The following is a 25,677-nucleotide window of genomic DNA, read 5'->3' on the forward strand; positions in this document are numbered from 1 at the left end:
CCATGCTCGCAGAACTTGCCACCACCGCGAAGCCCGAAAACCACGGCCCCGCGCTTGCCCAGCTCACTGCCGGAAAACCGGCGCTGATCTGGCGCAAGTTGATCGTCGATACGGAAACCCCGGTCGGCGCAGCGCTCAAGCTGATGGAATCCGGGCGCGGCGATTTCCTGCTCGAATCAGTGCAGGGCGGCGAAGTGCGCGGGCGTTACAGCCTGCTCGGCCTCGATCCCGATCTCGTGTTTCGCGCTACGGGCGAAGCGGCTGAAATCAATCGTATCTGGCGGCACGATAAGGCGGCCTTTGCGCCCCTGCCCGAAAATGCGCTGACAGAGCTGCGCGCGCTCGTCGCCGCATGCCGGATCGATGTGCCTGCCGCGCTGCCCCCTGCCCTAGCCTGCCTCGTCGGCTATTTCGGCTATGAAACGATCGGCCTGGTCGAGAAGCTGCCCCGCGCCCCGCAAAGCGATCTCGTCCTGCCCGACATGCTGTTCACCCGCCCCACCGTGGTGCTGGTGTTTGATCGCTTGTCCGATGAACTCTTCGCCATCGCTCCCGTCTGGGCTGAAGGTGGTGCGCCAGCACACCTCCTCGAAGCCGCAACCGATCGGATCGACAGCGCCATCCGCAAACTGACCGATGCCGTCCCGCCAGAGCAACGCCTGACCGAAGCCGTCGATGTAACGCCGCAACCGGTCATGCCCGCCACGCAATACGCCAGCATGGTAACCCGCGCGAAGGACTATATCGAAGCGGGCGACATCTTTCAGGTGGTCATCGCACAGCGTTTCACCGCGCCATTCCCGCTGCCGCCCATCGCGCTCTACCGCGCCTTGCGCCGCATCAACCCATCGCCGTTCCTCTATTTCCTCGATATGCCGGGCTTCGCGCTCACCGGCTCAAGCCCTGAAATTCTCGTGCGCATCCGCGATGGCGAAGTCACCATCCGCCCGATTGCAGGCACTCGCCCACGCGGCAAAACGCCCGAGGAAGACCGCGCCAACGAAGTCAGCCTGCTCGATGATCCCAAGGAACGCGCCGAACACCTGATGCTGCTCGATCTCGGCCGTAATGATGTCGGCCGCGTCGCCAAGGCTGGCACGGTCAAAGTCACCGAAAGCTACACGGTCGAGCGCTACAGCCACGTCATGCACATCGTCTCGAACGTGATCGGCCAGCTAGACGCCGCCCGCGCCGATAATGTCGATGCCCTCTTCGCCGGTTTCCCCGCAGGCACCGTCAGCGGCGCTCCCAAAGTGCGTGCCTGCGAAATCATCGCGCAGCTCGAACCCGAAACCCGCGGCGCTTACGCAGGCGGCGTCGGCTATTTCGCCCCCGATGGCTCAGTCGATAGCTGCATCGTCCTGCGCACCGGCATCCTCAAAGACGGCGTGCTCCACGTTCAGGCAGGCGCAGGCATTGTTGCCGACAGCAACCCCGAATACGAACAGCGCGAATGCGAAGCCAAGAGCGGCGCGCTGTTCGCCGCGGCGCGTGAGGCGGTTAGGGTGGCGAGCGAGCCGGGGTTTGGACAGTGAGCAAACACGTTTCAAGAAGCCGCCGCATAAGATTGCAAATTGTCAAGTGGCGCGAATTTCAACTTTGGTTGGACGATCATAGTGATTCGCGTTGGGTGTTCCGAGGCTTGGGGGACTCACAATTTGGAATGGTGCCGACGGTTGGTCGTCAAACACCCTACACTTTGGCTTACGAGCGCGCGATCTTGGAACTATTTAAGCTGCGTGCACCTGAATTTTTCATGACGTCTGATAAGCAAACGTTGGACCTCCTCGCGATTGCCCAGCATCACGGCGTTCCTACGCGATTGCTGGATTGGACAAGTAACCCACTAGTTGCAGCATATTTTGCAATTACGGGTTCACCTGGAACACGACAAGCCAAATTGGTCGGAGCGGGAGGGCGCGTTTCTGGTGAGCTAATGAATGTAATACCATCACCGGATGAGATCGACGCCAAGATCGTTGCGGTCGCAATGAGCCGTTCTATGAAGGTCAAAGCGGATGTTGATCCATTTGGATTAACAGACGTCAGGTTTTTTTGGCCAAGAGCGGTGACAACAAGAATTACAGATCAGGGCGGACTGTTCAGCATCCATCCTGAACCGGATATTCCTTGGGTGGTTCCGGGCTCACGGGACGAAGACACATTCATCATACCGGGCAGTATGCGAAACTTTTTTGCGAAAAGGCTGTTCTATTTAGGAATGAACCAGCAGCGAATTATGGGAGGTTTAGACGGTCTAGGAAGCCGCCTTGCTTGGCAACATTCGCGTGGTATCGGTTTAGGAACCTTTTGACATGACAGACTTGAAAGAAGGCGGTTCTGCTCAGGTCGAAGAAGCGATCTTTACAGCGGTGTCTAATTTGACGTTAGATGACTATCCAGTTTTGAACGCCTGGGACGATCTGGACGCACTCTCGAGCCGTACAATTTTTGAGGGAATCGAAGCGATACCAGGCGGTATAGTGTTTGATGAAGACGGGCACTTTGAAGTCGCCGCCACAATTTACGTCACCTTAAATTACGGCGGTTCGCGAGATGAAGTTTCTATGTCTGATTCTTACCCCGCAATGATTTATGGTAAAGTTGATGATCTTTTGAATGTTGATATTAGCGAATGTAGTTTCGACACTCACTCATTTTACAGTGATGAATAACACATCATGATCCTCGTCATCGACAATTACGACAGCTTCACCTGGAACCTCGTCCACTACCTGATGGAGATGGGCGCAGAGGTCGAAGTCGTGCGCAATGATGCGCTTACCGCCGAACAGGCGATCAAGACCGGGGCGCAAGGCTTCCTGCTCTCGCCCGGCCCCTGCACGCCCAACGAAGCAGGCATCAGCCTCGATCTCGTCGGCGCAGCTGCGGACGCCAACCTGCCCTTGCTCGGCGTCTGCCTTGGCCACCAGTCCATCGGCCAATACTTCGGCGGCAAAGTGGTGCGCGGCGGCTTGATGCACGGCAAGACCAGCCCCGTCACCCACGATGGCACCGGCGTCTTCGCGGGCCTGCCCAGCCCGTTCACCGCCACCCGCTATCACTCGCTGATCGTGACCGAAATCCCCGATTGCCTCGCGGTCAATGCGCAGTCCGATGACACGCATGTCATGGGCTTCCGCCACACCGCTCTGCCCATCCACGGCGTGCAGTTCCACCCGGAGAGCATCGCCACCGAACACGGCCACGCGATGATCGCCAACTTCCTCAAGATCTGCGGCATCCCCACCAACCCGCTGCCCGCATGACCTTGCCTGACGCCCTCCACCCGCTCGAAGAAGTCGAAGCCGAACAGGCCTTCGCCGCGATCCTCGATGGCAAAGTGGCTGACGATCAGATCGCGCAGTTCCTCGTCACCCTGTCTGACCGGGGCGAGACCGCCAGCGAAATCGCCGGAGCCGCGCGCGCCATGCGCCAGCGCATGATCCCGATCAGCGCGCCTGCCAATGCCATCGACGTTTGCGGCACCGGCGGCGACGGGCACCACACGCTCAACGTCTCCACAGCGGTCAGCCTTGTCGTCGCGGCCTGTGGCGTCCCCGTCGCCAAACACGGCAACCGCGCGGCCAGCAGCAAAGCGGGCGCGGCAGACACATTGGAAGCGCTTGGCCTAAACCTTGATCGCGCTGCCGAAACCGCTGAAGCAACCCTTGCCGATCTTGGCATCTGCTTCCTCTTCGCCGGGCGTCATCACCCCTCGATGGGGCGCATCATGCCGATCCGCAAAGCCTTGGGCCGCCGCACCATCTTCAATCTGATGGGACCGCTCGCCAACCCCGCAGGCGTCCGCCGCCAACTCGTCGGCATAGCGCGCCCCGCCTATGTCCCGATCTATGCCGAAGCCATCCAGCGCCTCGGCACCGATCACAGCCTCATCATCTCGGGCGACGAAGGCCTTGATGAACTCAGCCTCGCAGGCGGCAACGAACTGGCCGAAGTGCGCAATGGCGAACTCTCCCTGCGCCGCGTCACCCCCGCCGACGCGGGCCTCCCCACCGCCCCGGTCGACGCAATCCGTGGCGGTGACGCCACCCACAACGCCGCCGCTCTGCGCGCGCTCCTTCAGGGCGAACCCGGCGCGTACCGCAACGCCGTCCTGTTCAACGCCGCCGCAGCGCTGATCGTCGCGGGCGAAGCGCAGGACTGGCACGAAGGCGTCGAAGAAGCCGCCGAGGCCATCGACAAAGGCCTCGCCAACGCCCTGCTCAACTGTTGGATTGCCGCGCTGAAATAGGGCGACTGCCCACCCCCAACCCCTCACGCAAGCGGGAAGGGAGTGGCCCCCGCTCTTTTCGCCCTACCGCCTGCGGGAGGGCGGCGAGACTTGTCTGAGCCGCAGGCGAAGCTAGTCGCAGCGGGGTGGGCCTCTACGCTTCCAAGCAAAACCCCGCCTCCTTCCGAAGCATGGACAGAGTTTCACGCAGAGACGCAGAGAAGAAGGGGAGGCGCAGAGGGTCGCTCCACGCGGCAAAGCCGCGCTCGTCCGGCTAACCTCACGCCGCACAAGAGCCCACAAGCCTGAAACGGCCCAAAGGCCAAGCGCCCCTCTCCGCGTCTCACCTTCTTCTCTGCGTCTCTGCGTGAACCAAACATCCTCCCCCAAAACCCACTCGACACATCCCGCCCCACACGGCAAAGACCTACGCACCATGACCGATATGCTCACCGAAATCTGCGATACCAAGCGCAACGAAGTCGCCGCCCGCAAGGCCGCCACCAGCACTGCCGAACTGTCCGCCCGCGCAGCGCAGCAAACGCCCCCGCGCGGTTTCGAAGCCGCCTTGCGCGCAAAAGCCGCCACCGGTTACGCCCTCATCGCTGAAATCAAGAAGGCCAGCCCCTCCAAAGGCATGATCCGCGCCGATTTCAGCCCCGCCGATCACGCCCGCGCCTATCAGGTCGGCGGTGCCACCTGCCTCTCGATCCTCACCGACGCACCCTATTTCCAGGGCCACGAGGATTACCTGATCGAGGCCCGCGCCGCTTGCACCCTGCCGGTGATCCGCAAGGATTTCATGGTCGATCCATGGCAGTGCCTTGAAGCGCGCGCCATCGGTGCCGACGCCATCCTGATCATCGCTGCCTGCCTGTCAGACAGCCAGATGGCCGAAATCGAAGCCGCAGCGCAAGAACAGGGCATGGACGCGCTCGTCGAAGTCCACAACGAAGAAGAAATGGCGCGCGCCCACCACCTCAAATCCCGCCTGATCGGCATCAACAACCGCGATCTAAAACGCTTCGTCACCGACCTGTCGACAACAGAACGCCTCGCCCCCCTCGCCCCCGCGGGCACCCTGCTGGTCAGCGAAAGCGGCATCAACACCCACGCGGATTTGCTGCGTTTGGAACCATGCGGCGCACGCACGTTCCTCGTCGGCGAAAGCCTAATGCGTCAACCGGATGTCGAGGCAGCTACGCGCGCACTCCTAGAGGGCTAGCACAACCGTCTCCCCTCCCGCCTGCGGGAGGGGCCGGGGGTGGGCTTGTTCTGCTAATCAAACAGAACCCAATTTCAAACCACCACCCGCCGATATAAATGCCACGTCGCATGGCCCAGTACCGGCAGCGCCACCAGCAGTCCCAAAAACAGCGGTAGAATCGCCACAAACAGCAGCCCGCCAATTACCGCCGCCCATGCCATCATCGCAAATCCATTGGACCGCACCGTGGCAAGGCTGGTGATAATCGCGGTCAGGAAATCCACCTCGCGGTCCACCAGCATCGGCAAGCTGATCACCGTGATGGCATAGAACGCCAGCGCCATCACCGCGCCCACCGCGCTGCCCACAACCAGCATCAGCAGGCCCGCTGTGGTGGCAAACACCGCGAACGATTCTCCGCCAACGCCTGATTGCGCCATGAACACCGCAAAGATGCCGTGCGCCACCATCAGCCAGAATCCGAACGCCACAAACACGATCACCCCCATCGAGAGGATCTGTTCATCCCCGCGCCCGCGCAGCGCGCCAAGGATCGCCCCCCAGCGCATCGGGAACCCCGCCTCGCGCCGACGGCTCACCTCATAAAGCCCCACCGCCACAAACGGCGCGAGCAGCGGAAACCCGGCCGCCGCCGGAACCAGCCAAGCCACCTCGCCCCCGCGAAACAGCACGAACCAGATCAACAGCCCCGCCGCTACATAAATGCCGCCGAAGAACAACCCGAACAGCGGGAATGCCAAAAAATCACGCCACCCCGCCACCAAGGCCGCGCGCAAATCGGCCAACCCCAAATCCCGCGCCACCGTAAACGGCGCCACCTGAACCTGTCCCGACACCACCATGGCACGCACTCCTGATGTTGTGATTAAGCGAGAAGGGTGCGCTCTTTGTCGCTTTGGTTCAAGAGGCTCGTCATCACAAACTCACCCACCCCCATCCACAATCCGCACAACCTGCCGGTAAAACGCCTGCCGTTCATCCGGCTGCGTCCCCGCGCTTGCCCTTGGCCAATCGGCGTTGCTGGCGATCACCAGCTTGCGTTTGGGATCAATGAAAATGCCCTGTCCGAAAATGCCCTGAGCGGCGAAGGAGCCGTCGTCATAGGTCCACCATTGAAAGCCATAGCCTCTGCCGGGGCGGCCAATGTCGATCTGCTTGGTGGTGGCGCGGGCAAACCAGTCTTCGGGCACGATCTGCCGCCCGTCTTGCGCTTTGCCGCCAGCCAGCACGAACAGCCCGAAGCGCGCATAATCGCGTGTCGCGGCTTGCAGGCAACAACCGCCGATCTCGTGCCCGCTCTCGCCCAGCAGCCACGTCGCGCCCGCTTCCATGCCCGCGGGTTGCCAAACCTTTTCCTGCAAATAGGCCGATAGCGTCTTGCCCGTGGCCGATGAAACCAGCACCCCGATCAGGTTCGTCTCGCCCGTGTTGTAATGCCACACTGTGCCCGGCGCGTGAGCGCGCGGCAATGTGCGCATATAACTGACGGTTGCGTCCATTTCGCCTTCGGGCTTGGCACGGTTAAACTTGGCGACATCGGATTGCGGATCTTCATAATCCTCGTTCCAGCGCACGCCCGAACTCATCGTCAGCAATTGCGCCACGCTTACATCATCATAAGCACTGCCTTTCAGCCTTGGAATATAGGCGCTTACCTTGTCATCCAGACTGCGGATCGCACCATCCTTCAACGCCGCGCCCACCAGAGTCGATGTGAACGATTTGGCTACAGAAAAGCTCGTCCAGCGCCCTTGCGCATCAAACCCGAGGCCATAGCGTTCGAACCGCACTTTGCCATCGACCACAATCACCAGCCCCGCCGTGCGCTGGCTCTGCATGAATGCCTCGACGCCGGGGATCACCAGCGGCTTGCCCACCGGCAGCGGCAATGGTGTGGCCGAAGGCGCTATCGTGTTGGACTTGGCCAGAAACGAAAGCCGGTCCATCGCGCGAAAGCCCGCATCACGCTGCGCCACATTCCACGAAAGCACATCGGCGTTGGTCGGCAGCGCCATCAGCACCCCGCGCGTTTCCTTGTCGAGGCTGGCAAAGCCGACGCCGCCTGCGATCATCAGCGCCCCCAGCGCCGCCATCAAAACCGTCCGTTTGCGCATAGCCATCTCCCCCTGCTGACATTGATGACAATACCGACAAAAGCCTGTCCTACAACATGGCAACCTGCCAAACTTCACCCGATGCCAGCTTCCCGCCCCCTCTTGCTTGAAAACCCCGCAAATCCAAGTCATGGCGGGGCCGCAAAGTTTTCTCTAGAACAGTGTAAACTGTGTAAACCTGTTCAGGCTGCGAAGGCGAAAGATGAACAAATTGACGCATCTCGATTCGTCCGGAACCGCCCGCATGGTCGATGTTGGCAGCAAAGCGGAAACCCACCGCATCGCCATTGCCAAAGGCATGATCCGGATGAACACCGCCACACTGGCTGCCATCGCAGCAGGCAACGCGCCCAAGGGCGATGTGCTTGGCACCGCCCGCATCGCCGGGATCATGGCCGCCAAGAAGACGGGCGAATTGATCCCGCTGTGCCACCCCCTTGGCCTCGATGCGGTGAACATCGATTTCGAACTGATGGAAAGTGGCGTGGAATGCACCGCCACCGCCTCGCTGACCGGCAAGACTGGGATAGAAATGGAGGCGCTCACCGCCGTCTCGGTCGCGCTGCTCACAGTCTATGATATGGCCAAGGCGCTCGACAAAGGCATGGTCATCGAAGGCGTGCGCCTGATCGAAAAGCGCGGCGGCAAATCCGGAATCTGGCGGGCGGACGACGCTTGAGAACGCCCCCGCTCCCCCTCGCCGAAGCGCAGGCCCGCCTGCTCGCGCTGGCCCCTGCCCTACCGGTGCAGGAACGCCTGGTCACGCAATGCCTCGGCCACTACCTCGCCGGACCTCTGCTCGCCCGGCGCACCCAACCCGCCGCCGCCCTCTCCGCCATGGATGGCTACGCCCTGCGCGCCGCAGACCTCCCCGGCCCTTGGCAGGTGATTGGCGAGAGCGCCGCCGGACATCCTTTCGCAGGCACCGTCGGCAAGGGCCAAGCCGTGCGGATCAGCACCGGCGCGGTCGTCCCGTCCGGCGCTGATATGGTGCTGCTGCAAGAAGACAGCGCCCGCGATGGCAACACGCTGCACCTCACCGGAGAGCCGCCCGCTCCGCCCGAACGCCACATCCGCCCCGCCGGTATGGATTTCACCGCCGATACTGTGCTGATCGAAGCCGGCACCCGCATCGGCCCCGCCCAAATCGCGCTCGCTATCGCGGGCGGCCACAGTCATCTCACCGTCCGCCGCGCGGTTTCAGTCACGGTGATTGATAGCGGCGATGAACTGGTCCCGCCCGGCCAGTTGCCCGAACTCCACCAACTCCCCGCCAGCAACGGGCCAATGCTCTGCGCAATGGCCTCCATGCTCCCGTCCACCATCGCACACGGCGGTCCGGTCGCAGACAAACTGGCGGATCTCGCCGCGGCCCTAGAAGCCGCCAGCGATGCAGACGTAATAATCACCAGCGGCGGTGCGTCGGTCGGCGATCACGATCTGATCCGCCCCGCGCTTGAAGCCATCGGCGCAACCATCGATTTCTGGCGCGTCGGCATCAAGCCCGGAAAACCGTTGCTGATCGCAACACGCGGACGCCAAATCATCCTCGGCCTGCCCGGCAACCCCGCTTCGGCTTATGTCACCGCGTTCTTGTTCATGATGCCGCTCTTGCGCGCCATGCTCGGCGCGGCGCAGCCTCTGCCACGCACCATCCCCGCCCGCCTCGCTGCTCCTATGCCCAAAGGCGGCAGTCGCATGGAGTTTTTGCGCGCACAATGGGACGGCGCAACCGTCACTCTCGATCCACTGCAAGATTCTGGCGCGCTATCCCCCTTGGCGCGCGCCAACGCATTCGTCGTTCGCGAAGCCTGGGCCGATGCCAGAACGGCGGGATCGGATGTTCCGGTTTACCTGATCGAAAATGGCGGTAATGCTTGACGAGTCGGAATTGGTTGCTTATCCGTTCCGCATTCGTTCACCTGCGGAGAACCGCCAATGTTAACGCGCAAGCAGCACGAACTGCTCACCTTCATCCAGGTACGCTTGGAGGAATCCGGAATCTCTCCGAGTTTTGAGGAGATGAAGGAAGCACTTGATCTGAAGTCGAAGTCGGGCGTCCATCGCCTGATTTCCGCACTGGAAGAACGCGGTTTCATCCGCCGCCTGCCCAACCGCGCCCGCGCATTGGAAGTGCTGCGCCAACCCGATAGCGCGGTAACCAAAGGCGGCGCTGCCCCGGCACCCGTCCGCGCGGCGGCGAACACCCATTCCGCGCTCACCCCGCTGCGCGCTCCGCCCAAGGCTGCCCCTGCTCCGGCTAATGACGTCGTTGAACTGCCCCTCCACGGCAAAATCGCGGCAGGTGTTCCGATTGAGGCTTTCGAAACCAGCGCAACCTTGCCTGTTCCTGCCGCGCTGCTCGGCGCGGGCGAACATTACGCGCTCGAAGTCTCGGGCGATTCCATGGTTGAGGCCGGCATCTTTGATGGCGATTACGCGCTTGTTCGCAAAACAGATGCGGCGCGCGATGGTGAAATCGTCGTGGCGCTTGTGCGCGGCGAAGAAGCCACGCTTAAATACCTGCACCGCGAAAAGGGTATGATCCGCCTCGATCCCGCCAACGCCGCTTACGATCCACAGTTCTACCGTCCCGACGAAGTGATCGTGCAGGGCAAACTGGCCGGTTTGCTACGCCGCTATCATTGATGGTGATGGCCCCTCGCGCCTGCGCCGTTACATTGTGAGTAGCAGCGCAGGCAGCGGATCGGTGTAGTCCTCCTTTGAGATTCAATCCCAAACCTGAAAGTCTGCCTTTGCACTCGCCGAGTTCGGTCACGGGGCGGCTTTGCTAGCTGCAACTCGTCCATGTGGGTTGACTAGGGCTGGCTTCACCTCCGAAACTGGCCAGCGATACCAGCCCTGCATCCCTTGCGTTTCAGCCACGGTGCGGATGTGCCCGGACGCAAGGTTGATCGTGATGCCGCCAGTCTTGGCGAGAAACGTCCGGTCGGCTTTCAGCATTTTGGGACGGCATGACCATGGCAGGCGGCGGTCGGCGATGACGATGTCCGCGCGTTCACAGGCAGAGGCCAGCGCCATGTCGTCGATGTATTCGCGTGTGCGGGCCATCAGCAGGGTGAAGCGCTTGCCAGCTCGATTGATGGCGAGGGTGCAGAAATCAGCGCTACATCGGGCTGCGGGCCAGTCTTCGAGCGTGCGCAAATCGCCCTCCATTCCGGCCAGTTCGAGCAGGTTTTCGCGCATATAGTCACCCCGGCCCGCGCGCAGGACGAGCAGGTCATTGCCCTCACCCGTGATGCCGACATGGTGACCATCACCGGTAACCAGGATATCGGGCGTAGGAGCAAGGATCATCACCGCGACAGCGATAGCGGCGGGGATGGCTCCCCACAGGCGAACGCGGCCTGTCCATAGGGCGAGCCAGAGCATACCGGCGATGAACAGGCCAAAGCTCCACGGCGCGACAGGCGGCAGCATCGTTACTGCTCCGGGGCGCGCTGCGACGAAATGGGCGATGGCAAGGAGCAGTTCGAGGGCTTTGCCTGCCAACCACCACATCGGCGCCCCCACTCCTCCAAGGTCGAGCAGCAGCGCCAGACCGATCAACGGCATGATCGCAAATGTCGTAAGCGGGATCGCGATAACATTGGCCAAGGCCCCGTAAACACCCGCGCGGTGGAAGTGGAACAGACCGATCGGCATCAGCGCCATCTCGATCACCACACCGGTTACCAGCAACAGGATGATACTGCGTGCAAAGCGCACGACGGGGCCATGATGATCGGCTGTAAGGAACCCGCGCACCGGCGCAGCGGAGTGGAACGCAATAATGGCGATCACGGCAGAAAAGCTCATCTGGAAGCTTGGGCCTACAACCGCCTCGGGCCAGAAAAGCATGACCAGCAAGCCGCCAACCGCGACAAGGCGGAGTGACAAGGGATCGCGTCCCATTGCGAGTGCAGCCAGCACCAGCAATGCGCCGATGCAAGAGCGCACAGTGGGCACTTCCGCACCGGTGAGCAGGGTGTAGGCGACACCCGCCAATGCGCCTGCCAACGCAGCCCCAATAGGAACACGTATACGAAGCGCGATCCACGGAATGAAGGCAAGAACACGCGCAGCGATCCAGTAAACGAAGCCGACAAGCGCACTGACGTGCAAACCGCTGATCGAAAGCAAATGGGTGAGGCCCGCATCGCGCATGGCGTCTTCGTCAATAATGGCGATGGCACCGCGATCTCCGCTCGCAAGCGCCGCTGCGATATTGCCCGGTGAGCCTGCAAGCATCGCGCGGATGTGTGTGGCGAGCGAGGATTGCAGGCCTCGCAAAGTGGTGCTTTGGCCTGATGCCTGTAACACTTCGATATTGGAAAGTGCAGATCCCGTTGCTGCGATACCACTGAACCAAGCCGTGCGCGCGAAGTCATAAGCTCCGGGAAGCATCGGCGCTGCTGGCGGCATCAAGCGGGCACGCAAGCGGACCACAGCCCCTTGGCGCGCGGCAGGACTGTCCTTGTCAGCCGGCAAATTGACGCGGACCAATACCGGATCGGAAAACCCTTCGACCGGCACACGAAGCAGGAGCCTTGCGCGTGCCTTGGCAGGCTCTTCGCGGCGTTCAACCAAAAAACCTTGGAGCCAGACAACACGCGGGCCGGAAATTCCGGGTTGGCCGACAAGTTCGGACTTTGCCCAGATCGTGATGAGCCCTGCACAGCCCATCACGGCAAGGCCGATTACCGCCATCCGCAGCCGACCAAACCGATTTTGGTCCAACATGATGGCCAGAAGCAAAGCCAAACCGGCCAACGTGAGCAGCAACGCGATCCACTGGGCAGGCATAGACAATGCGATCCACGCGACGATCCCCGCGGCAAAGGCGACGACCAGCCACAGCCCGCGTTCAAAAGGATGGGCCTCAAGGAACGCTTCAGCATGTTCAAGGGTGCTGGACAATCGCTTCATGATGTCCCAATGCCGCCCCCGTCCAACCGGCAATCCCGGTGGTCCGGCAACAGGGAACCCTGCTGCCGGGTCATCCGTTTCAGGAGCGCTGGGTAAGCCGGACGCCATGAGTTTTAAAGGGAAGGAAAGCGCGGCCAATGGCAAGCGCCACTGACACCATTATTGCAGGATCGCGCCCAAGTGGCGGGGTCGTCACGCGTTTTGCGCCCTCGCCCACCGGGTATCTGCACATTGGCGGTGCGCGAACCGCGCTGTTTAACTGGCTTTATGCACGCCATCACGGCGGCACCTACCTTTTGCGAGTTGAGGATACCGACCGCGCGCGATCCACCGATGCTGCGATTAAAGCTATCTTTGACGGGCTGGATTGGCTGGGGCTTGGCGGCGATGAACCGCCTGTATTCCAGTTTTCGCGGTCTGATCGCCATGCGCAAGTGGCGCACCAATTGCTCGAAGCAGGGCATGCCTATCGCTGTTACCTGACGCAGGAAGAATTGGCGGCGCGGCGCGAAATGGCGCAGGCGGAGCGACGGCCATTCCGTATCGACAGCGAATGGCGCGATGCAACGGCGGACCAGTGGCCGGAGGGTGCCTCTTTTGTCGTGCGAATGAAATCGCCGCGCGAAGGTGAAACAGTCATCGCCGATCAGGTCCAAGGATCGATCACGGTGCAGAATAGCGAGCTCGATGATTTCATCGTGCTGCGATCTGATGGCACGCCGACTTATATGCTGGCGGTAGTGGTTGACGATCACGACATGGGCGTGACGCATGTGATCCGCGGCGATGACCATATTAACAACGCGTTCCGCCAATTGGTGGTCATTCGCGGCATGAACAGCATTGATGGTACTTGGCCTGACCCGGTCTATGCGCACATCCCGCTGATCCACGGGGCAGATGGCGCCAAACTTTCCAAGCGCCATGGCGCTCTGGGCGTTGATGCCTATCGCGATGAGATGGGCCTGTTGCCCGAAGCTGTGATCAACTACCTGCTGCGGCTCGGCTGGGGCCATGGCGACGAGGAAATCATCAGCCGCGACCAGGCGGTGGGATGGTTCGATGTCGTTGATGTAAACAAGGGTGCTTCGCGGTTTGACATCAAGAAGCTGCTGAACCTCAACGGGCACTATATACGAGAGGCAGACGATGCCCGGCTTGCCGGTTTGGTCGCAGAGCGGCTAGACGCGATGGCCCCCAGTTTCTCGGCGGACACTGGGCTCGATTTGCTCACCCGTGCGATGCCGGTGCTGAAAGTGCGCGCGGCAGACCTTAACGAATTGGCGCAAGGTGCGGTATTCCTGTTTGCGCAGCGCCCCTTGCGGATGGTTGAAAAGGCAGCAGCGATCCTGACAGACGATGCCCGGGCATTGCTCGGAAAAATTGCATCCATGCTGGAGGCTGAAAACGTCTGGACAACCGAAAGTCTCGAGGCCACGGTAAAGCAAATGGCTGAGGAGTTAGGGATAGGTCTGGGCAAAGTTGCCCAACCGTTGCGCGCAAGCTTGACGGGACAGGCTACCTCACCGGGAATTTTCGACGTATTGGCATTGCTCGGCAAAGACGAGTCGCTGGCGCGTATTCGCGACCATGCAGCTTGACCGATGCAGGTTATTGAAATGAAACAGGAGGGCTAAGGCGTGAGCGATAATAAGGCTTCTATGACCGCTGGCGGCAAGACCATCGAGATGCCCGTAAGCAGCGGAACAATCGGTCCTGATGTGATCGATATCCGCAAGCTCTATGCCCAGACGGGCATGTTCACTTACGATCCGGGCTTCACCTCGACGGCAAGCTGCGATTCCGCGATTACCTATATTGACGGTGACGAGGGTGTGCTGCTGCACCGCGGCTATCCGATCGGGCAACTGGCCGAACATTCATCTTTCATGGAAGTCAGCTACTTGTTGCTGAACGGTGAATTGCCAAGCTCGCAGGAATTGGCCGATTTCAGCCGCACGATCACACGCCACACGATGCTGCACGAGCAGCTTGCCACGTTCTACCGTGGCTTCCGCCGTGACGCCCACCCGATGGCAATCATGTGCGGCGTGGTCGGCGCGCTTTCAGCATTCTACCACGACAGCACCGACATTGCCGATCCAACGCATCGCAAAATCAGCTCGCACCGTCTGATCGCCAAGATGCCAACGATTGCTGCTATGGCTTACAAGTATTCGGTCGGTCAGCCTTTCGTCTATCCCGACAACAAGCTGTCGTACACCGGCAACTTCCTGAAGATGACCTTCGGCGTTCCGGCTGAAGAGTATGAAGTGATCCCGGCGGTTGAAAAGGCGATGGACCGCATTTTCACGCTTCACGCCGATCACGAACAGAACGCTTCGACCTCGACTGTGCGCCTTGCCGGTTCGTCGGGCGCCAACCCGTTCGCTTGTATTGCGGCGGGCATCGCCTGCCTGTGGGGTCCGGCGCACGGCGGGGCAAACGAAGCAGCGCTCAACATGCTGAAGGAAATCGGCACGCCTGATCGCATCCAGCACTATATTGACCGCGCCAAGGACAAGAACGACCCGTTCCGTCTGATGGGCTTTGGCCATCGCGTTTACAAGAACTACGATCCCCGCGCCACGGTAATGCAATCCACGGTGCGTGAAGTGTTCGCGGCGCTTAACGTGCAAGATCCGCTGTTCGAAACTGCGCTGCGCCTTGAAGAAATCGCGCTGAGCGATCCTTACTTTGCGGAAAAGAAGCTGTTTCCGAACGTCGACTTCTATTCAGGCATCATCCTCTCAGCGATCGGCTTCCCGACCACGATGTTCACGGTGCTGTTCGCCCTTGCTCGCACTGTGGGCTGGGTGGCGCAATGGAACGAAATGATTTCTGATCCAGGTCAGAAGATCGGCCGCCCACGCCAGCTTTACACCGGGCCGACCTCACGGGACTATGTGCCGTTGAGTGAGCGTTGATCGCATTTTGAGGACTGGCGGCGATGGTGATGCTTCTTAAGGTTTTCGGCATCGCCGCTGTTCTTATCGGCGCGTTGTGGATTGGTCAGGGCACAGGGCTCATCCTGTGGCCGGCTTCCAGCTTTATGTTGGCGCAAACAATTTGGGCTTATATCGGTGCAGGACTGGCAATGCTGGGTATTTTGGCCATCTGGCGTGCAGGCTCGCGCCGCTGATTAGCCTGATGCGATTTTCTGTGATGCACCATCAGCAGGCAAGCTGAGTATGAACTGAGCGCCGCCAGTTTCAGCAGACGTAACCGACAAGTCACCACCCATCGCGCGCGCCAGCTTTCGCGAAATGTACAGGCCAAGCCCGCTGCCGCCATCGCCGCTACGTCCTAGCCTTTCAAACTTTTCAAAGACTTTTCCGGCTTGCTCGGCGGTCAGTCCTTCACCTTCATCTGTTACGGTCAGCCAAGTGAAGTGGCCCTCACCGCCTACGCGAATGCTTACGGTCGTATGGCCGGGCGTATAGCGGATCGCGTTGCTTATAAGATTGAGCAAAATCTGCAAAACGCGGCGGAATTCGCCAATCGCAGGTGCCCGCTCATCGGCTAAAGGTGTTGCAATCACAATCCCGCGCTCTTGCGCACGCATGCCCAGAATCCCTGCCGCGCGGCGCGCGCAATCCGCCAGATCAATCTCATCTGGCGATGTATCAAAGCTTGCGTCCTCGACCGCTTCAAGATCGGAAAGATCCTCAACCAAGCCTAGAAGATGCCGCCCTGCCTCAGCTATGTCGCCGCCATAGTTTGCATATTGATCAGACAATGGGCCAGCAAGGCGCATGCGAATCGTCTCCGCATTTGCGACAATCCGATTGATCGGCTGGCGCAAGGCTGGAGCAAGGTTGCGACCAAGCAATCCTTTGAAATCGGGTAATTTTATTGTTACCGCGGTATCGACAAAAGCTGGCGAATCTACAGTGTCGGCCACCAGCAGAAGCTCAAACCCTCCCGAACGCAGCGGCAGCAACCGCGAACGCCAAGTACGGACAGAGCCCGGCACATCCAGTTCAGCATCATCCAGCAACCGCCAATGCAGTGGCTGACGATGGGAACTACCCCGCACAAGCACCAAATCCGTCCAATGACGGCCAAAGCCTTGGCGGAGGTTTTGTCCAAAATCGGCCAGATCACGGGCCTCGACCATGCCGGAGATAACACGCTGATCAGCATCCAGGACCACATGAGCTTCGGCCAATTGCCGCAACAATGCCTCTGCCGCGCCGGTGTCTTCAGCCTTCCATGCATCTGCGGCCAGTTGCCATTCCGTTATCTCAATGCTTGTGCCATCTTCCAAAGGCACCGCAAGTGCTCGAAACGAAACGGGCTGGCGATCATCTTCAAGCGTGAGTATGGCTGACAGTGCGACACCAGATGTCCGAACCTTTCGAACGAGTGCTAACAATCCTGGCAGTGCGATTGCGCCCGGGAAGCTGCCGCCCAGACGGACCTGCAACGCAGCAAGTGTTTCATCGGCCGCAATCAGCCGGTCATCGCGATCACATCGAGCGCGGATTGGCCCGGCAGCCGTCACAGTTTGGATACCGGCATTTCAGGCGATAAAGCCAAATTGCGATTTGGCCAACAGCGCGGCCGCCTGTTCTGGACGCAGATCAGCAATATCCTCAGGCAATGTCACATCAGGATGAAGCGCGCAGAACGCGTCAATCAGTCCGTCTCTGCCCAAGCCGGATGATACCAGTGACAACGCAAGGCGGGGCATCTGGCTCTCCGTTGTACACATAATCGCCGTCTCACGTGGGATACCGGTGCCCAGCCCCAAGGCCGTCAGAAAGAAGGCGACGCCTGCATTCTGCAATGAAAGCATAGCATTCGGGTTAAAGCCGATGGACGAGACTGCATAGGCTAACAGATCAAGTCGGGACGCTGTTTCAGTACGGACTTTGCGCAGTGCCGCCTCAGCCACGTTTGATGCTGCAACGCTGGAAGGGTCACCTTCAACATAACTGTGCATCGTCATGAGTACGATGTGATGCAAATCGCCCGGCAATTCCGCAAGCGGGATCTGCATGCGGCGAATGGCTTGGCCAAAGCGGGCTTGCGCGGCCAGCAAGTTCATCCCCCGAGCCGCCAGATCGTGATCCGGCGAAGCAATGATGTCTTGTAGCAATGGCGTCAGCACGGGATCTATGCCGACACGGCCATGGAGCCTGTCAGCCAGTTGCCATTCAACCGCCGACATATGCAAGTGGTTGAGAAGAGCCTGATGGCCCGCCAGAAGATCGACCAATCCGGAGCCTGCTTCGCGTGCCCAGGACGCTGCGTCGATGTGCCCGGCAGCCTCCCCCAACGCCTGCACCAATTGCCGGGCGATATCGGCTAACATACCTCGGACCCGCGCAATAACCTCGTCGCTGAAGATGGAACTATCGTCATTGCGCAACAAATGGCGCAGGATCGGCCCCATGTGGACCATAACCTGATCGGCATGTAACAAGTCATCTTGCAGCAACCTCTCGATTGCTGCGTTGTCGCTTTGGGTGTTTGCGCTCGATGCCATTCACAACCCTTAACCCCGAGTGGTTAACTGCGGGTTAGGCGAACCCTTTGATGGTGCATGAAACCTGCGTTCATTTTGGGCGGATTGCAACGAGAGTAAACACGTACCGATCAAAGCAATCACCGCCAAGCAGATCGTGGAATCAAAAGGCAAGAAAGCACTGCTTAAAGCCAGCCCAAAACCAACAACTATGCGGTCTTCAAACCAGTGAGGCCAGCGACTGTCCGGCAATGCTAGCGGCAAAAGCCGTAGCGCAAAAATCAGCAAAATCGGCGCGAACGCTGGCAGGCCCCAAGGCGACTGTGGCAGCTCACTGCGCCAAGTGGCCAGGATGATAAAACCTGCGTCAATCAGCCAATGAAAAACATGGGCACTGCGCCGTGCAAAACCCGATGCCAGCAACGAATCGCGTTCAACCTGCGCAAGCAAGCTCGCGACGCGTTCGATCAACCAGCCAACCCCCAAAAGCAGAAATCCCAAGGCATAGTTGCCTAACCAGCCAACCCCGCCGCCGAGCAAACCGATCAAGCCGGCAGCAAGGGCAACCAGAGCTGGACGCGTTCCAGCATGAAGCAGCGCCGGCCCGAACCTGCGCACAACAGCGATAGCAGAAGATTTGCCCAGCGAACCCGGCCCGATATCAGCGCTGGCCGTATGCAAGCGAAGCCAGCGCCGTTCGGTTTCATGGGCATCGGCCTCGCTTTGCACGATACTCCATCGACCATCTTCAAGGAGCGAAGCTGGCATGCCGCGCTGGGGAAGTCGGGCTTGGGTAGCCAGACGCAAAAGCGCTGACTGGACGTTCCATTCAGGCGGCAAATCTGCAAGGGCTGCGGCCATCCGACCCGGAAAACGCATTGCTGCTGCAAACGCGTGGTTAATGTCGATCCGCTCAAACCCCAGCGGCAGCGCCAATTCCACAGGGAGTGTCAGCAAGACTGGCCCGGCCTCCAGGTGCTCGCACAGGGCATCAGGCATTGCCAACAAACCATCACCCAACACAAAGACATCATCTTCGGGGTGGATCAACGTCACCAAGGCGCGGGCCGTGGCCAGAACATGAAACTGCGCCTGCCCAGCCTCGACAATATGTTGCAACGCAACCAGTTCACCGCTGAGGCCTTCAGCCATGACCACGATACGTTTGCAGCCCAAAGACAGCGCGAAACCGATCTGATGGCGCAGCACCGATCGCCCACCAATTGGCAGGTATCCACGCAGCCTGCCCGGATCAGCTCCAGCGGCCTCAATCAACGATAACAATGCGACCCGCAAAAAGCTCTGCCTCCGATGAAGCCATCGTAGGGGCTGGGACGCCTGCTGCCAAGCATGCCAATGGAAATCTGCAGAGGTTAACGCACTTTAAATCAGGTTAGGCCCAATCAGGGCTGTACGGTCAAATCCTGAAGCATCTGGTGCAAACGGCGCAAAACGGCGCGATCGCCTGGCACGGTATCCAGCGCTTCCTCCGCTAGCGCCAACAATCCATCGGCATGGAAGCTAGCGGCAAGCCCCTTCAATCGCATTGCTGCGACTTGCCAATTACCATCGCAGCGGGACCGTCCCAGCAAGTCGATCTGCCGCTCGGCGCTTTCGATAAATGCGGCACGCAATTCTCTGATCAGCTCCGGATCGTAACCCGCCGCAGCAGCAAGATTCGCGTCTAAAGATCCACCTTCATAGGCCATACAAATGCGCTACGGGCCGAAGTGTTAAGGTGGGGTTTAAAACTTGGATGAAATTGTGATAGTCTTCGCAACATGAGCGGGGGAACACGGATAATTCCGATCGATGGCGCCGAACAGGACGCTGGCCATGCCGAGGCATATGCCGACACCGTTTTTGACGGGGAGGCTGCTGCATCTTGGGATGTTGAGGATGATGTTATTGAGCATCAGCAGCGCAAAGATCGCAGCTGGATCTTGCCTTCTTTGGCCGCGACAATGATCGCCGGTTGGACGGGCTTCTTTGCGTGGTCCGTCATCCTGCCTTCAGACAGCAAATATGTTCCCGAGCAATGGGTGCCTTGGATATCGCAATGGGCAGTTCCTGTGGTGCTCGTGCTGCTGGCCCTGCTGCTCATGATGCGCACCAGTAAACGTGAAGCAGGGCGGTTTGTTGAAGTTTCGCTTTCTTTGGCTCGTGAGTCTGCCGATCTCGAAAAGCGGCTTCTCAGCATCAATACCGAACTCTCCCTCGCGCGCGATTTCATCGCTGCGCAAAGCCGTGATCTCGAATCGCTGGGCCGTATCGCCGTTGATCGGTTATCAGGTAGCGCCGCCAAGCTGGAGGAGCTTTTCACGTTCAACCGACAGCGCGTGGATCAAATCAGCGATGTTTCGGCAAGCGCTTTGGAAAACATGGAAAAGCTGCGCGGGCAGCTTCCGGTAATCGCCAATTCGGCCAAGGATGTGACCAATAGCATCGGCAACGCGGGGCGAACGGCGCATTTGCAGCTTGAAGAAATGGTATCCGGCTTCCAACGGCTTAATGACTTCGGCCTTGCGAGTGAGCGGCAGGTCACAACCGTGCGTGAGCGTGTCCAAGCTTCGCTCGATCAATTTGCGCGGGCAAGCGAAGATCTCGCAAAAGTCGCCGAGGGCAGGTTTGAGGCTATATCAGCGCAAAGCACCGATCATGCAGCAGCTATGGCGCGAACCGAACAGGCTGCGCTGGTAGCGTGGCGCGAGCGGACTGACGCACATGCGGCTACGTTGCGTGCTACTCTGGCACAACTTGGTGAGGAGCATGAGGCGCTGCTCACAGCATCCGCAGAACGTCTGGCCCAGTTCGAGGAAACCGCCACTTCGGTTACCGCCATGCTTGAAGGACAAGCGCGCGATCTTGATGAGCATCTTGCTGACCGTCGCGCCGCAACAGAGGTTGCTGCGGCTGAGCAACAAAGTGCCCTTGATCAACGCTTGGACGCAATTGACAGCGCCATTGCGCAACGCCGCTCTGTGATGGAACAAGCCACTACCGAAGCAACCGGGGCACTTGTTGCAAGATTGGCCGAGGTTGACCAAACCATTGAGGCTCAACGCAAAAAGCAGGTGGCTGAAATTGCCAAGCTTGCCAATACCTGTGACGAAATAAGCAATAAGGTCAATAGCTTGTCGGTCGCTCTTCGTAGCTCTGGCGAAGAGGGAGGCAAAGCGGTTGGAGCCGTTGAGAAATCCATTGCCGATATCAACGCCATGCTCGCAGATATGCGGCGTGCGGTTGCTGGCACGGATTCACAGATCGAGACTTTGACAGATTCTGCGGTCCGCCTGCTTGAGATCATACAGGCCGGTAGTGATCATACCCGCACGCAAATGCCGGAGGCGCTGCGCAGTACAGAAGCAGGCCTTCAGGGGCTGGAAAATCGTGTGTTCACGTTGCGTGATACCTTGCGTGAAGCAGGTGACGGTGGACGTCTCCTGTCCGAAACTGTCGGCGGTGTGCAAGGCAAAGTCTCTAAAACACTCAAAGATTTGCAAAATGCGCAATCAAGTTTGGCTGAGGCTAGGCAGGATAGCGCCGCTCTTTCGGAACAGATCGAACAGCGGCTCAGTGGCGCTATTGCAAGTCTTTCAGATGCAATGGGCAAAACCAGCACAGATTTGCGCGTCAATACCGCAGCAGAGATTGAGGCATTGGCAGAGCATCTTGGCGAGGAAAGCAGCGCAGCCATCAGCCGCGTTCTTCAAGGCAGGGCGGCTGAACTGGTCGGGCGACTGGAGCAAGCGATTGATGCTGCCGCCTCCTCAAGCCGTGAAACTGCCATCCAGATGCGCGACCAGTTGACCCTGGTTGACGAACTTGCCGGCAATCTGGAAGCCCGCGTAAGCCGGGCACGCGAACGGGCAGAGGAGCAAGTGGACAATGATTTTGCCCGCCGCGCCGCGCTCATCACGGATTCCTTGAACTCGACGTCCATCGATATTGCAAAGGCGCTGTCATCAGACGTTTCGGAAACATCATGGGCGTCTTATTTGCGCGGGGATCGCGGCATCTTCACACGCCGTGCCGTTACGCTACTGGATACTGCGGAAGCTAAGACAGTGCAGGCCCATTATGAGGCAGAGAGTGAATTTCGTGAACATGTGAATCGCTACATTCACGACTTTGAAGCGATGTTGCGCCAGTTGCTTTCCACACGCGATGGCAACGCGCTGGGCGTTACCCTTCTATCGTCAGACATGGGCAAGCTTTACATTGCGCTGGCACAAGGGATCGAGCGGCTGCGGACCTGATGTCTATACATCTAATGCCCATGCCCTAATGGAAGTCACGCGATTTTGGGATAATCCTCACATCGCGCGGGTGCGCGCGGATATTAGTGCCGCCCTCTGGCTTGGGACGGTTGCATAAATCGGCCCGCGCGATCTGCGGAACAAGACAGTCGGCATCAGACAGCGCATCAAGACCGGCACTGGCATCGGTCAAATGCGTGGCGATCACGTGGATTACCTCGTCGTCATACTCAACCCGCCCAAGCACTTCCATCAGCCGCGATCCCATGATCACCTTGCGCTGCTTTTCCATAAGGTCCGGCCAGATCACCAGATTGACGACGCCGGTTTCATCCTCAAGCGTAATGAAGCAGACTCCCTTGGCGCTTCCGGGCCGTTGGCGTACCAGCACCACACCCGCCACTTGCACATTGGCGCGGACTTTGTGGTTGCGAAGATCGGCGGCGCGGACAAAACCACGATCCCCCAGCCCTGCACGCAAGAACGCCAATGGATGCGCCTTCAATGACAGGCGATGCGTCTGGTAATCGGCCACGACCTCTTCCGATAGCGGCATTACCGGCAGCACCGCCCTTACCCGCTCCTCACCCTCGGACCGCGCGGTGGCAGCGGCAAACAGCGGCAGTTCCTTGGCCGCGACAAGGCTGCGCGCATCCCACAGCGCTTGCCTGCGCGAAAGAGAAAGCGATCCGAACGCATCGGCAGCGGCTAGCCGCTCGATCAGCGCAGGCGAAAGACCGGCGCTGTCCTTCAATGCACCAACATCACGGAGTGGCCCCTGCTCTGCTCGCGCCGCAACCAGCATGGCTGCGGCATGTTCGGGAAAGCCATCAACTTGCCGAAACCCGAGCCGGAGCGCTCGGCCGCCTTGCTCCAGCGTGCAATCCCAATCGGAATGATTGACGTCTACCGGCAGCACCACAACGCCGTGCTGCGCCGCATCGCGCACAATCTGCGCAGGCGCATAAAAGCCCATCGGCTGCGAATTGAGCAATGCGCAAGCAAACGCCGCCGGATAATGGCACTTCAGCCATGACGAGACATAGACCAGATGCGCGAAGCTGGCGGAATGGCTTTCAGGGAAGCCATATTCGCCAAAGCCCTTGATCTGATTGAAACAGCGCGCGGCAAAGTCAGGATCATAGCCGCGCTGGACCATGCGCCCCACCATCATGTCTTCAAGCTCATGGACCATCCCGCGCGACCGGAAAGTGGCCATCGCTTTGCGCAGACGATTGGCTTCAAGGCTAGAGAACTTGGCCGCATCCAGCGCAATTTTCATCGCTTGCTCCTGGAAAATCGGCACGCCCAGCGTTCGCGCAAGGATCGAGGTCAATTCATCGGGAGGCCCATGTTCCGGACCTGGAGCGGGTATCTCCACCCGCTCCTCACCCCGCCGCCGCTTCAAATAGGGATGGACCATATCACCCTGGATCGGGCCTGGCCGCACGATCGCCACCTCGATCACCAGATCATAGAAACAGCGCGGGCGCAGGCGTGGCAGCATGTTCATCTGCGCGCGGCTTTCCACCTGAAACACGCCCAGTGAATCGCCCTTGCACAGCATATCGTAAACCGCAGGATCTTCGCGCGGGACCGTCGCCAGCGTCAATTCGCGGCCATGATGCGCACCCAGCAGATCGAGGCATTTGCGGATACAGGTGAGCATGCCCAATGCCAGCACATCCACTTTGAGAATGCCCAGTGCATCAATATCATCCTTGTCCCACTCGATGAAACTGCGGTCCGCCATAGCGCCATTGCCGATGGGGACAGTCTCGGTAAGCGGCCCTTGGGTCAGGATAAATCCCCCCACATGCTGGGACAAATGCCTCGGCATTCCAATCATCTGTTCAGCTAACTTGAGAACACGCCGCAAGTGCGGGTCCATTTCATTCAAACCGCTTTGCGCAACATTGCGCTCGCCCACCTCATGGCCCCAACTGCCCCAGACAGTGCGGGCCAACGCTCCCGTCACGTCTTCGGAAAGGCCCATCGCCTTGCCCACCTCGCGGATCGCCATACGCGGACGGTAATGGATCACCGTCGCGCACAGGCCTGCCCGGTGCCGACCATAGCGGCGGTATATGTACTGGATGACTTCCTCGCGCCGCTCATGCTCGAAATCGACGTCGATATCTGGCGGTTCCTTGCGCTCTTCCGAGATGAAACGATCAAACAGCAGGGCATGTTTGGCCGGATCAACCGACGTGATGCCAAGGCAGAAACACACCGCCGAATTGGCCGCCGAACCGCGCCCTTGGCATAAAATTGGCGGATCACAGTTCCGCGCAAAATCAACGATATCCTTGATAGTCAGAAAGTAGGTTGCGAGGTTGAGTTTGCCGATCAAATCGAGTTCGCGCCGCAGCGTCGCGGCCACGCTCTCGGGCACGCCTTCAGGATAATACTCCTCCGCCCCGCGCCATGTCTGCACTTCCAGCCAGTCTTGCGGTTCCTGGCCTTCAGGACAGATCTCATCAGGGTATTCATACCGCAATTCGCTCAAATTAAAGCGGCACGCATCAGCCAGTTCGCGCGCCGCGCTGATCGCATGGGGCCAGCGCCGGAACAGCCGCACCATTTCATCGGGCGATTTCAAGTGGCGTTCGGCATTGGGCTCCAGCAACAGCCCCGCATCGGCGACCGTGGTCTTATGGCGGATCGCAGTCATCACGTCTTGCAGCGGACGGCGCTCTGCCGCGCTATAGAGCACATCATTCGTCGCCAGCAGTGCCACACCACACGCTTGCGCCAGTGCGTTCAGCCGCTCAATCCGCACAATGTCGTCACCTGTGTAGAGGTAACTGGCTGCCAAGTGGCCAAGCGTGGGTAGCCTGTGGACAAGGTGGGGGATAAGTTCGGGAAAAGGCAGGGATTGGCTGTGGGATTCCTGTGGAGCAAGGCTTGGTTCCTGCCCCGGAAAAGCTACCACATTGCTTTCAATATCCAGCGTAAATAGTTGATCCAATTCGCGAGGAGGCACAAGGATCAGGTGGATGCCTTTTGCATGGGCCGCCAGCATTGCCAAATCGATATCGCACACGCCTTTGGTCTGCCAAGTCCCGTCAAGCCGCGCCATCCGCCCTGCCGAAATCAGGCTGCATAAGCGGCCATAGGCTGCGCGATCTGCGGGGTAGGCAAGGAACGCCAACCCTTCGACCGTCTCGATCCGGCAGCCGATGACCGGGCGTAATTGCGCGGCTTCTGCCTCGGTGTGTAGCCGGACGATCCCCGCCAGCGTGTTCACGTCAGCAATGCCAATAGCATCATAGCCCAAGCGGCGGGCCTCGGTGACAAGATCGATGGCATCGGACGCGCCGCGCAAGAAGGAAAAGCAACTGGCAAGGCCAAGCTCGACAAAAGCGGCGCGCGGCGGTGCTACACCTTCGAAAGGCCCAACATGGCGACGTTGAGGGGTAAGCGGTGGATCGGGCATC

Annotated in this window: 23 protein-coding genes; 15 read left to right on the forward strand and 8 right to left on the reverse strand. The window is 59.7% G+C overall.

The window, feature by feature from the left end:
- Nucleotides 1–2 precede the first annotated feature (2 nt).
- The 6 genes from IP81_RS13155 (at nucleotide 3) to trpC (ending at nucleotide 5,459) form a co-directional block, all read left to right on the forward strand.
- Nucleotides 3–1,535: an anthranilate synthase component I family protein gene (locus IP81_RS13155; RefSeq protein WP_054108426.1), complete on the forward strand. Its 1,533-nt coding sequence runs from the start codon at nucleotides 3–5 to the stop codon at nucleotides 1,533–1,535.
- Complete coding sequence (locus tag IP81_RS13160; RefSeq protein ID WP_054108427.1) at nucleotides 1,532–2,314, forward strand: FRG domain-containing protein; 783 nt, start codon at nucleotides 1,532–1,534, stop codon at nucleotides 2,312–2,314. The genes IP81_RS13155 and IP81_RS13160 overlap by 4 nt, the downstream gene beginning before the upstream one ends.
- Before the next feature lies 1 nt (nucleotide 2,315).
- Complete coding sequence (locus tag IP81_RS13165) at nucleotides 2,316–2,675, forward strand: hypothetical protein (protein WP_054108428.1); 360 nt, start codon at nucleotides 2,316–2,318, stop codon at nucleotides 2,673–2,675.
- A 6-nt stretch (nucleotides 2,676–2,681) separates the two neighbouring features.
- A complete protein-coding gene (locus tag IP81_RS13170) occupies nucleotides 2,682–3,269 on the forward strand; it encodes an aminodeoxychorismate/anthranilate synthase component II (protein WP_054108429.1) in 588 nt (195 codons plus the stop codon).
- Nucleotides 3,266–4,255, forward strand: a complete 990-nt coding sequence (gene trpD / locus IP81_RS13175) for an anthranilate phosphoribosyltransferase (RefSeq protein WP_054108430.1) — start codon at nucleotides 3,266–3,268, stop codon at nucleotides 4,253–4,255. The genes IP81_RS13170 and trpD overlap by 4 nt, the downstream gene beginning before the upstream one ends.
- A 415-nt stretch (nucleotides 4,256–4,670) precedes the next feature.
- Nucleotides 4,671–5,459, forward strand: coding sequence for an indole-3-glycerol phosphate synthase TrpC (gene trpC / locus IP81_RS13180; RefSeq protein WP_054108431.1), 789 nt, complete (start codon nucleotides 4,671–4,673; stop codon nucleotides 5,457–5,459).
- A gap of 74 nt (nucleotides 5,460–5,533) precedes the next feature.
- Here trpC and IP81_RS13185 read toward each other — a convergent pair whose 3' ends face one another.
- Together IP81_RS13185 and IP81_RS13190 are read right to left on the reverse strand one after the other, a co-directional pair.
- Nucleotides 5,534–6,304 (reverse strand): DUF2189 domain-containing protein, encoded by a 771-nt coding sequence (locus IP81_RS13185; RefSeq protein WP_054108432.1) that lies wholly within the window; start codon nucleotides 6,302–6,304, stop codon nucleotides 5,534–5,536.
- Nucleotides 6,305–6,385: 81 nt separating this feature from the next.
- A complete protein-coding gene (locus tag IP81_RS13190; protein ID WP_054108561.1) occupies nucleotides 6,386–7,576 on the reverse strand; it encodes a serine hydrolase in 1,191 nt (396 codons plus the stop codon).
- 202 nt (nucleotides 7,577–7,778) lie between these two features.
- On the opposite strand from IP81_RS13190, the gene moaC reads away from it, so the two are divergent.
- From moaC to lexA, 3 genes are read left to right on the forward strand one after another with little or no spacing between them, the layout of a single operon-like run.
- The gene (moaC, locus tag IP81_RS13195; protein ID WP_054108433.1) at nucleotides 7,779–8,255 is read left to right on the forward strand and encodes a cyclic pyranopterin monophosphate synthase MoaC; all 477 of its coding nucleotides are present in this window, start codon (nucleotides 7,779–7,781) and stop codon (nucleotides 8,253–8,255) included.
- The gene (locus IP81_RS13200; RefSeq protein ID WP_054108434.1) at nucleotides 8,252–9,457 is read left to right on the forward strand and encodes a molybdopterin molybdotransferase MoeA; all 1,206 of its coding nucleotides are present in this window, start codon (nucleotides 8,252–8,254) and stop codon (nucleotides 9,455–9,457) included. Before moaC ends, IP81_RS13200 begins: the two co-directional genes overlap by 4 nt.
- 57 nt (nucleotides 9,458–9,514) lie before the next feature.
- The gene (gene lexA / locus IP81_RS13205; protein WP_054108435.1) at nucleotides 9,515–10,225 is read left to right on the forward strand and encodes a transcriptional repressor LexA; all 711 of its coding nucleotides are present in this window, start codon (nucleotides 9,515–9,517) and stop codon (nucleotides 10,223–10,225) included.
- A gap of 126 nt (nucleotides 10,226–10,351) precedes the next feature.
- Here lexA and IP81_RS13210 read toward each other — a convergent pair whose 3' ends face one another.
- Nucleotides 10,352–12,505, reverse strand: coding sequence for a ComEC/Rec2 family competence protein (locus IP81_RS13210; protein ID WP_231626630.1), 2,154 nt, complete (start codon nucleotides 12,503–12,505; stop codon nucleotides 10,352–10,354).
- A gap of 137 nt (nucleotides 12,506–12,642) precedes the next feature.
- Here IP81_RS13210 and gltX point away from each other — a divergent pair, with 137 nt between their 5' ends.
- Genes gltX through IP81_RS13225 form a run of 3 tightly spaced genes read left to right on the forward strand, consistent with a single transcriptional unit; the run spans nucleotide 12,643 to nucleotide 15,647 of the window.
- A complete protein-coding gene (gene gltX / locus IP81_RS13215) occupies nucleotides 12,643–14,106 on the forward strand; it encodes a glutamate--tRNA ligase (protein WP_054108436.1) in 1,464 nt (487 codons plus the stop codon).
- 39 nt (nucleotides 14,107–14,145) lie between these two features.
- Nucleotides 14,146–15,432 (forward strand): citrate synthase, encoded by a 1,287-nt coding sequence (locus IP81_RS13220; protein WP_054108437.1) that lies wholly within the window; start codon nucleotides 14,146–14,148, stop codon nucleotides 15,430–15,432.
- 23 nt (nucleotides 15,433–15,455) lie between these two features.
- A complete protein-coding gene (locus IP81_RS13225; protein ID WP_054108438.1) occupies nucleotides 15,456–15,647 on the forward strand; it encodes a hypothetical protein in 192 nt (63 codons plus the stop codon).
- On the opposite strand, the gene IP81_RS13230 is transcribed toward IP81_RS13225, so the two are convergent.
- The 3 genes from IP81_RS13230 to IP81_RS20990 are packed head-to-tail and all read right to left on the reverse strand — an operon-like array spanning nucleotide 15,648 to nucleotide 18,527.
- Nucleotides 15,648–17,012 carry a HAMP domain-containing sensor histidine kinase gene (locus tag IP81_RS13230; RefSeq protein WP_054108439.1) on the reverse strand — a complete coding sequence of 455 codons (1,365 nt, stop codon included), beginning with the start codon at nucleotides 17,010–17,012 and terminating at the stop codon, nucleotides 15,648–15,650.
- Nucleotides 17,013–17,030: 18 nt separating this feature from the next.
- Complete coding sequence (locus IP81_RS13235) at nucleotides 17,031–17,999, reverse strand: hypothetical protein (RefSeq protein WP_054108440.1); 969 nt, start codon at nucleotides 17,997–17,999, stop codon at nucleotides 17,031–17,033.
- Between the two features lie 9 nt (nucleotides 18,000–18,008).
- The gene (locus IP81_RS20990; protein WP_197274622.1) at nucleotides 18,009–18,527 is read right to left on the reverse strand and encodes a hypothetical protein; all 519 of its coding nucleotides are present in this window, start codon (nucleotides 18,525–18,527) and stop codon (nucleotides 18,009–18,011) included.
- Between the two features lie 39 nt (nucleotides 18,528–18,566).
- Between IP81_RS20990 and IP81_RS20995 the strand changes: the two genes are divergently transcribed.
- Both IP81_RS20995 and IP81_RS21000 read left to right on the forward strand, forming a co-directional pair.
- The gene (locus IP81_RS20995) at nucleotides 18,567–18,794 is read left to right on the forward strand and encodes a hypothetical protein (RefSeq protein ID WP_197274623.1); all 228 of its coding nucleotides are present in this window, start codon (nucleotides 18,567–18,569) and stop codon (nucleotides 18,792–18,794) included.
- 78 nt (nucleotides 18,795–18,872) lie between these two features.
- A complete protein-coding gene (locus IP81_RS21000; RefSeq protein WP_197274624.1) occupies nucleotides 18,873–19,259 on the forward strand; it encodes a hypothetical protein in 387 nt (128 codons plus the stop codon).
- A 122-nt stretch (nucleotides 19,260–19,381) separates the two neighbouring features.
- Here the strand turns inward: IP81_RS21000 and IP81_RS13245 are convergent, their stop codons facing one another.
- Nucleotides 19,382–19,687, reverse strand: a complete 306-nt coding sequence (locus IP81_RS13245) for a hypothetical protein (RefSeq protein ID WP_054108442.1) — start codon at nucleotides 19,685–19,687, stop codon at nucleotides 19,382–19,384.
- 72 nt (nucleotides 19,688–19,759) lie between these two features.
- Here IP81_RS13245 and IP81_RS13250 point away from each other — a divergent pair, with 72 nt between their 5' ends.
- On the forward strand, nucleotides 19,760–22,237 hold the full coding sequence (locus tag IP81_RS13250) for a hypothetical protein (protein WP_054108443.1): 2,478 nt from the start codon (nucleotides 19,760–19,762) through the stop codon (nucleotides 22,235–22,237).
- A gap of 25 nt (nucleotides 22,238–22,262) precedes the next feature.
- Here the strand turns inward: IP81_RS13250 and IP81_RS13255 are convergent, their stop codons facing one another.
- Nucleotides 22,263–25,676, reverse strand: coding sequence for an error-prone DNA polymerase (locus IP81_RS13255; protein WP_054108444.1), 3,414 nt, complete (start codon nucleotides 25,674–25,676; stop codon nucleotides 22,263–22,265).
- Nucleotide 25,677: the final 1 nt, after the last annotated feature.

This window comes from Novosphingobium sp. AAP83 (genome assembly GCF_001295795.1).
Taxonomy (GTDB): Bacteria; Pseudomonadota; Alphaproteobacteria; order Sphingomonadales; family Sphingomonadaceae; genus Novosphingobium.

What these genes read in the sequence shown, in the direction of transcription:
- IP81_RS13210 (WP_231626630.1), bottom strand. Translation starts at nt 12,505, where the DNA reads ATGAAGCGATTGTCCAGCACCCTTGAACATGCTGAAGCGTTCCTTGAG.
- IP81_RS20995 (WP_197274623.1), top strand. Translation starts at nt 18,567, where the DNA reads ATGAAGCAGCGCCGGCCCGAACCTGCGCACAACAGCGATAGCAGAAGA.
- trpC (WP_054108431.1), top strand. Translation starts at nt 4,671, where the DNA reads ATGACCGATATGCTCACCGAAATCTGCGATACCAAGCGCAACGAAGTC.
- lexA (WP_054108435.1), top strand. Translation starts at nt 9,515, where the DNA reads ATGTTAACGCGCAAGCAGCACGAACTGCTCACCTTCATCCAGGTACGC.
- IP81_RS13235 (WP_054108440.1), bottom strand. Translation starts at nt 17,999, where the DNA reads ATGGCATCGAGCGCAAACACCCAAAGCGACAACGCAGCAATCGAGAGG.
- IP81_RS13255 (WP_054108444.1), bottom strand. Translation starts at nt 25,676, where the DNA reads ATGCCCGATCCACCGCTTACCCCTCAACGTCGCCATGTTGGGCCTTTC.
- gltX (WP_054108436.1), top strand. Translation starts at nt 12,643, where the DNA reads ATGGCAAGCGCCACTGACACCATTATTGCAGGATCGCGCCCAAGTGGC.
- IP81_RS13225 (WP_054108438.1), top strand. Translation starts at nt 15,456, where the DNA reads ATGGTGATGCTTCTTAAGGTTTTCGGCATCGCCGCTGTTCTTATCGGC.
- IP81_RS13250 (WP_054108443.1), top strand. Translation starts at nt 19,760, where the DNA reads ATGAGCGGGGGAACACGGATAATTCCGATCGATGGCGCCGAACAGGAC.
- IP81_RS13245 (WP_054108442.1), bottom strand. Translation starts at nt 19,687, where the DNA reads ATGGCCTATGAAGGTGGATCTTTAGACGCGAATCTTGCTGCTGCGGCG.
- IP81_RS13155 (WP_054108426.1), top strand. Translation starts at nt 3, where the DNA reads ATGCTCGCAGAACTTGCCACCACCGCGAAGCCCGAAAACCACGGCCCC.
- IP81_RS13170 (WP_054108429.1), top strand. Translation starts at nt 2,682, where the DNA reads ATGATCCTCGTCATCGACAATTACGACAGCTTCACCTGGAACCTCGTC.
- IP81_RS13165 (WP_054108428.1), top strand. Translation starts at nt 2,316, where the DNA reads ATGACAGACTTGAAAGAAGGCGGTTCTGCTCAGGTCGAAGAAGCGATC.
- IP81_RS13190 (WP_054108561.1), bottom strand. Translation starts at nt 7,576, where the DNA reads ATGCGCAAACGGACGGTTTTGATGGCGGCGCTGGGGGCGCTGATGATC.
- moaC (WP_054108433.1), top strand. Translation starts at nt 7,779, where the DNA reads ATGAACAAATTGACGCATCTCGATTCGTCCGGAACCGCCCGCATGGTC.
- trpD (WP_054108430.1), top strand. Translation starts at nt 3,266, where the DNA reads ATGACCTTGCCTGACGCCCTCCACCCGCTCGAAGAAGTCGAAGCCGAA.
- IP81_RS13185 (WP_054108432.1), bottom strand. Translation starts at nt 6,304, where the DNA reads ATGGTGGTGTCGGGACAGGTTCAGGTGGCGCCGTTTACGGTGGCGCGG.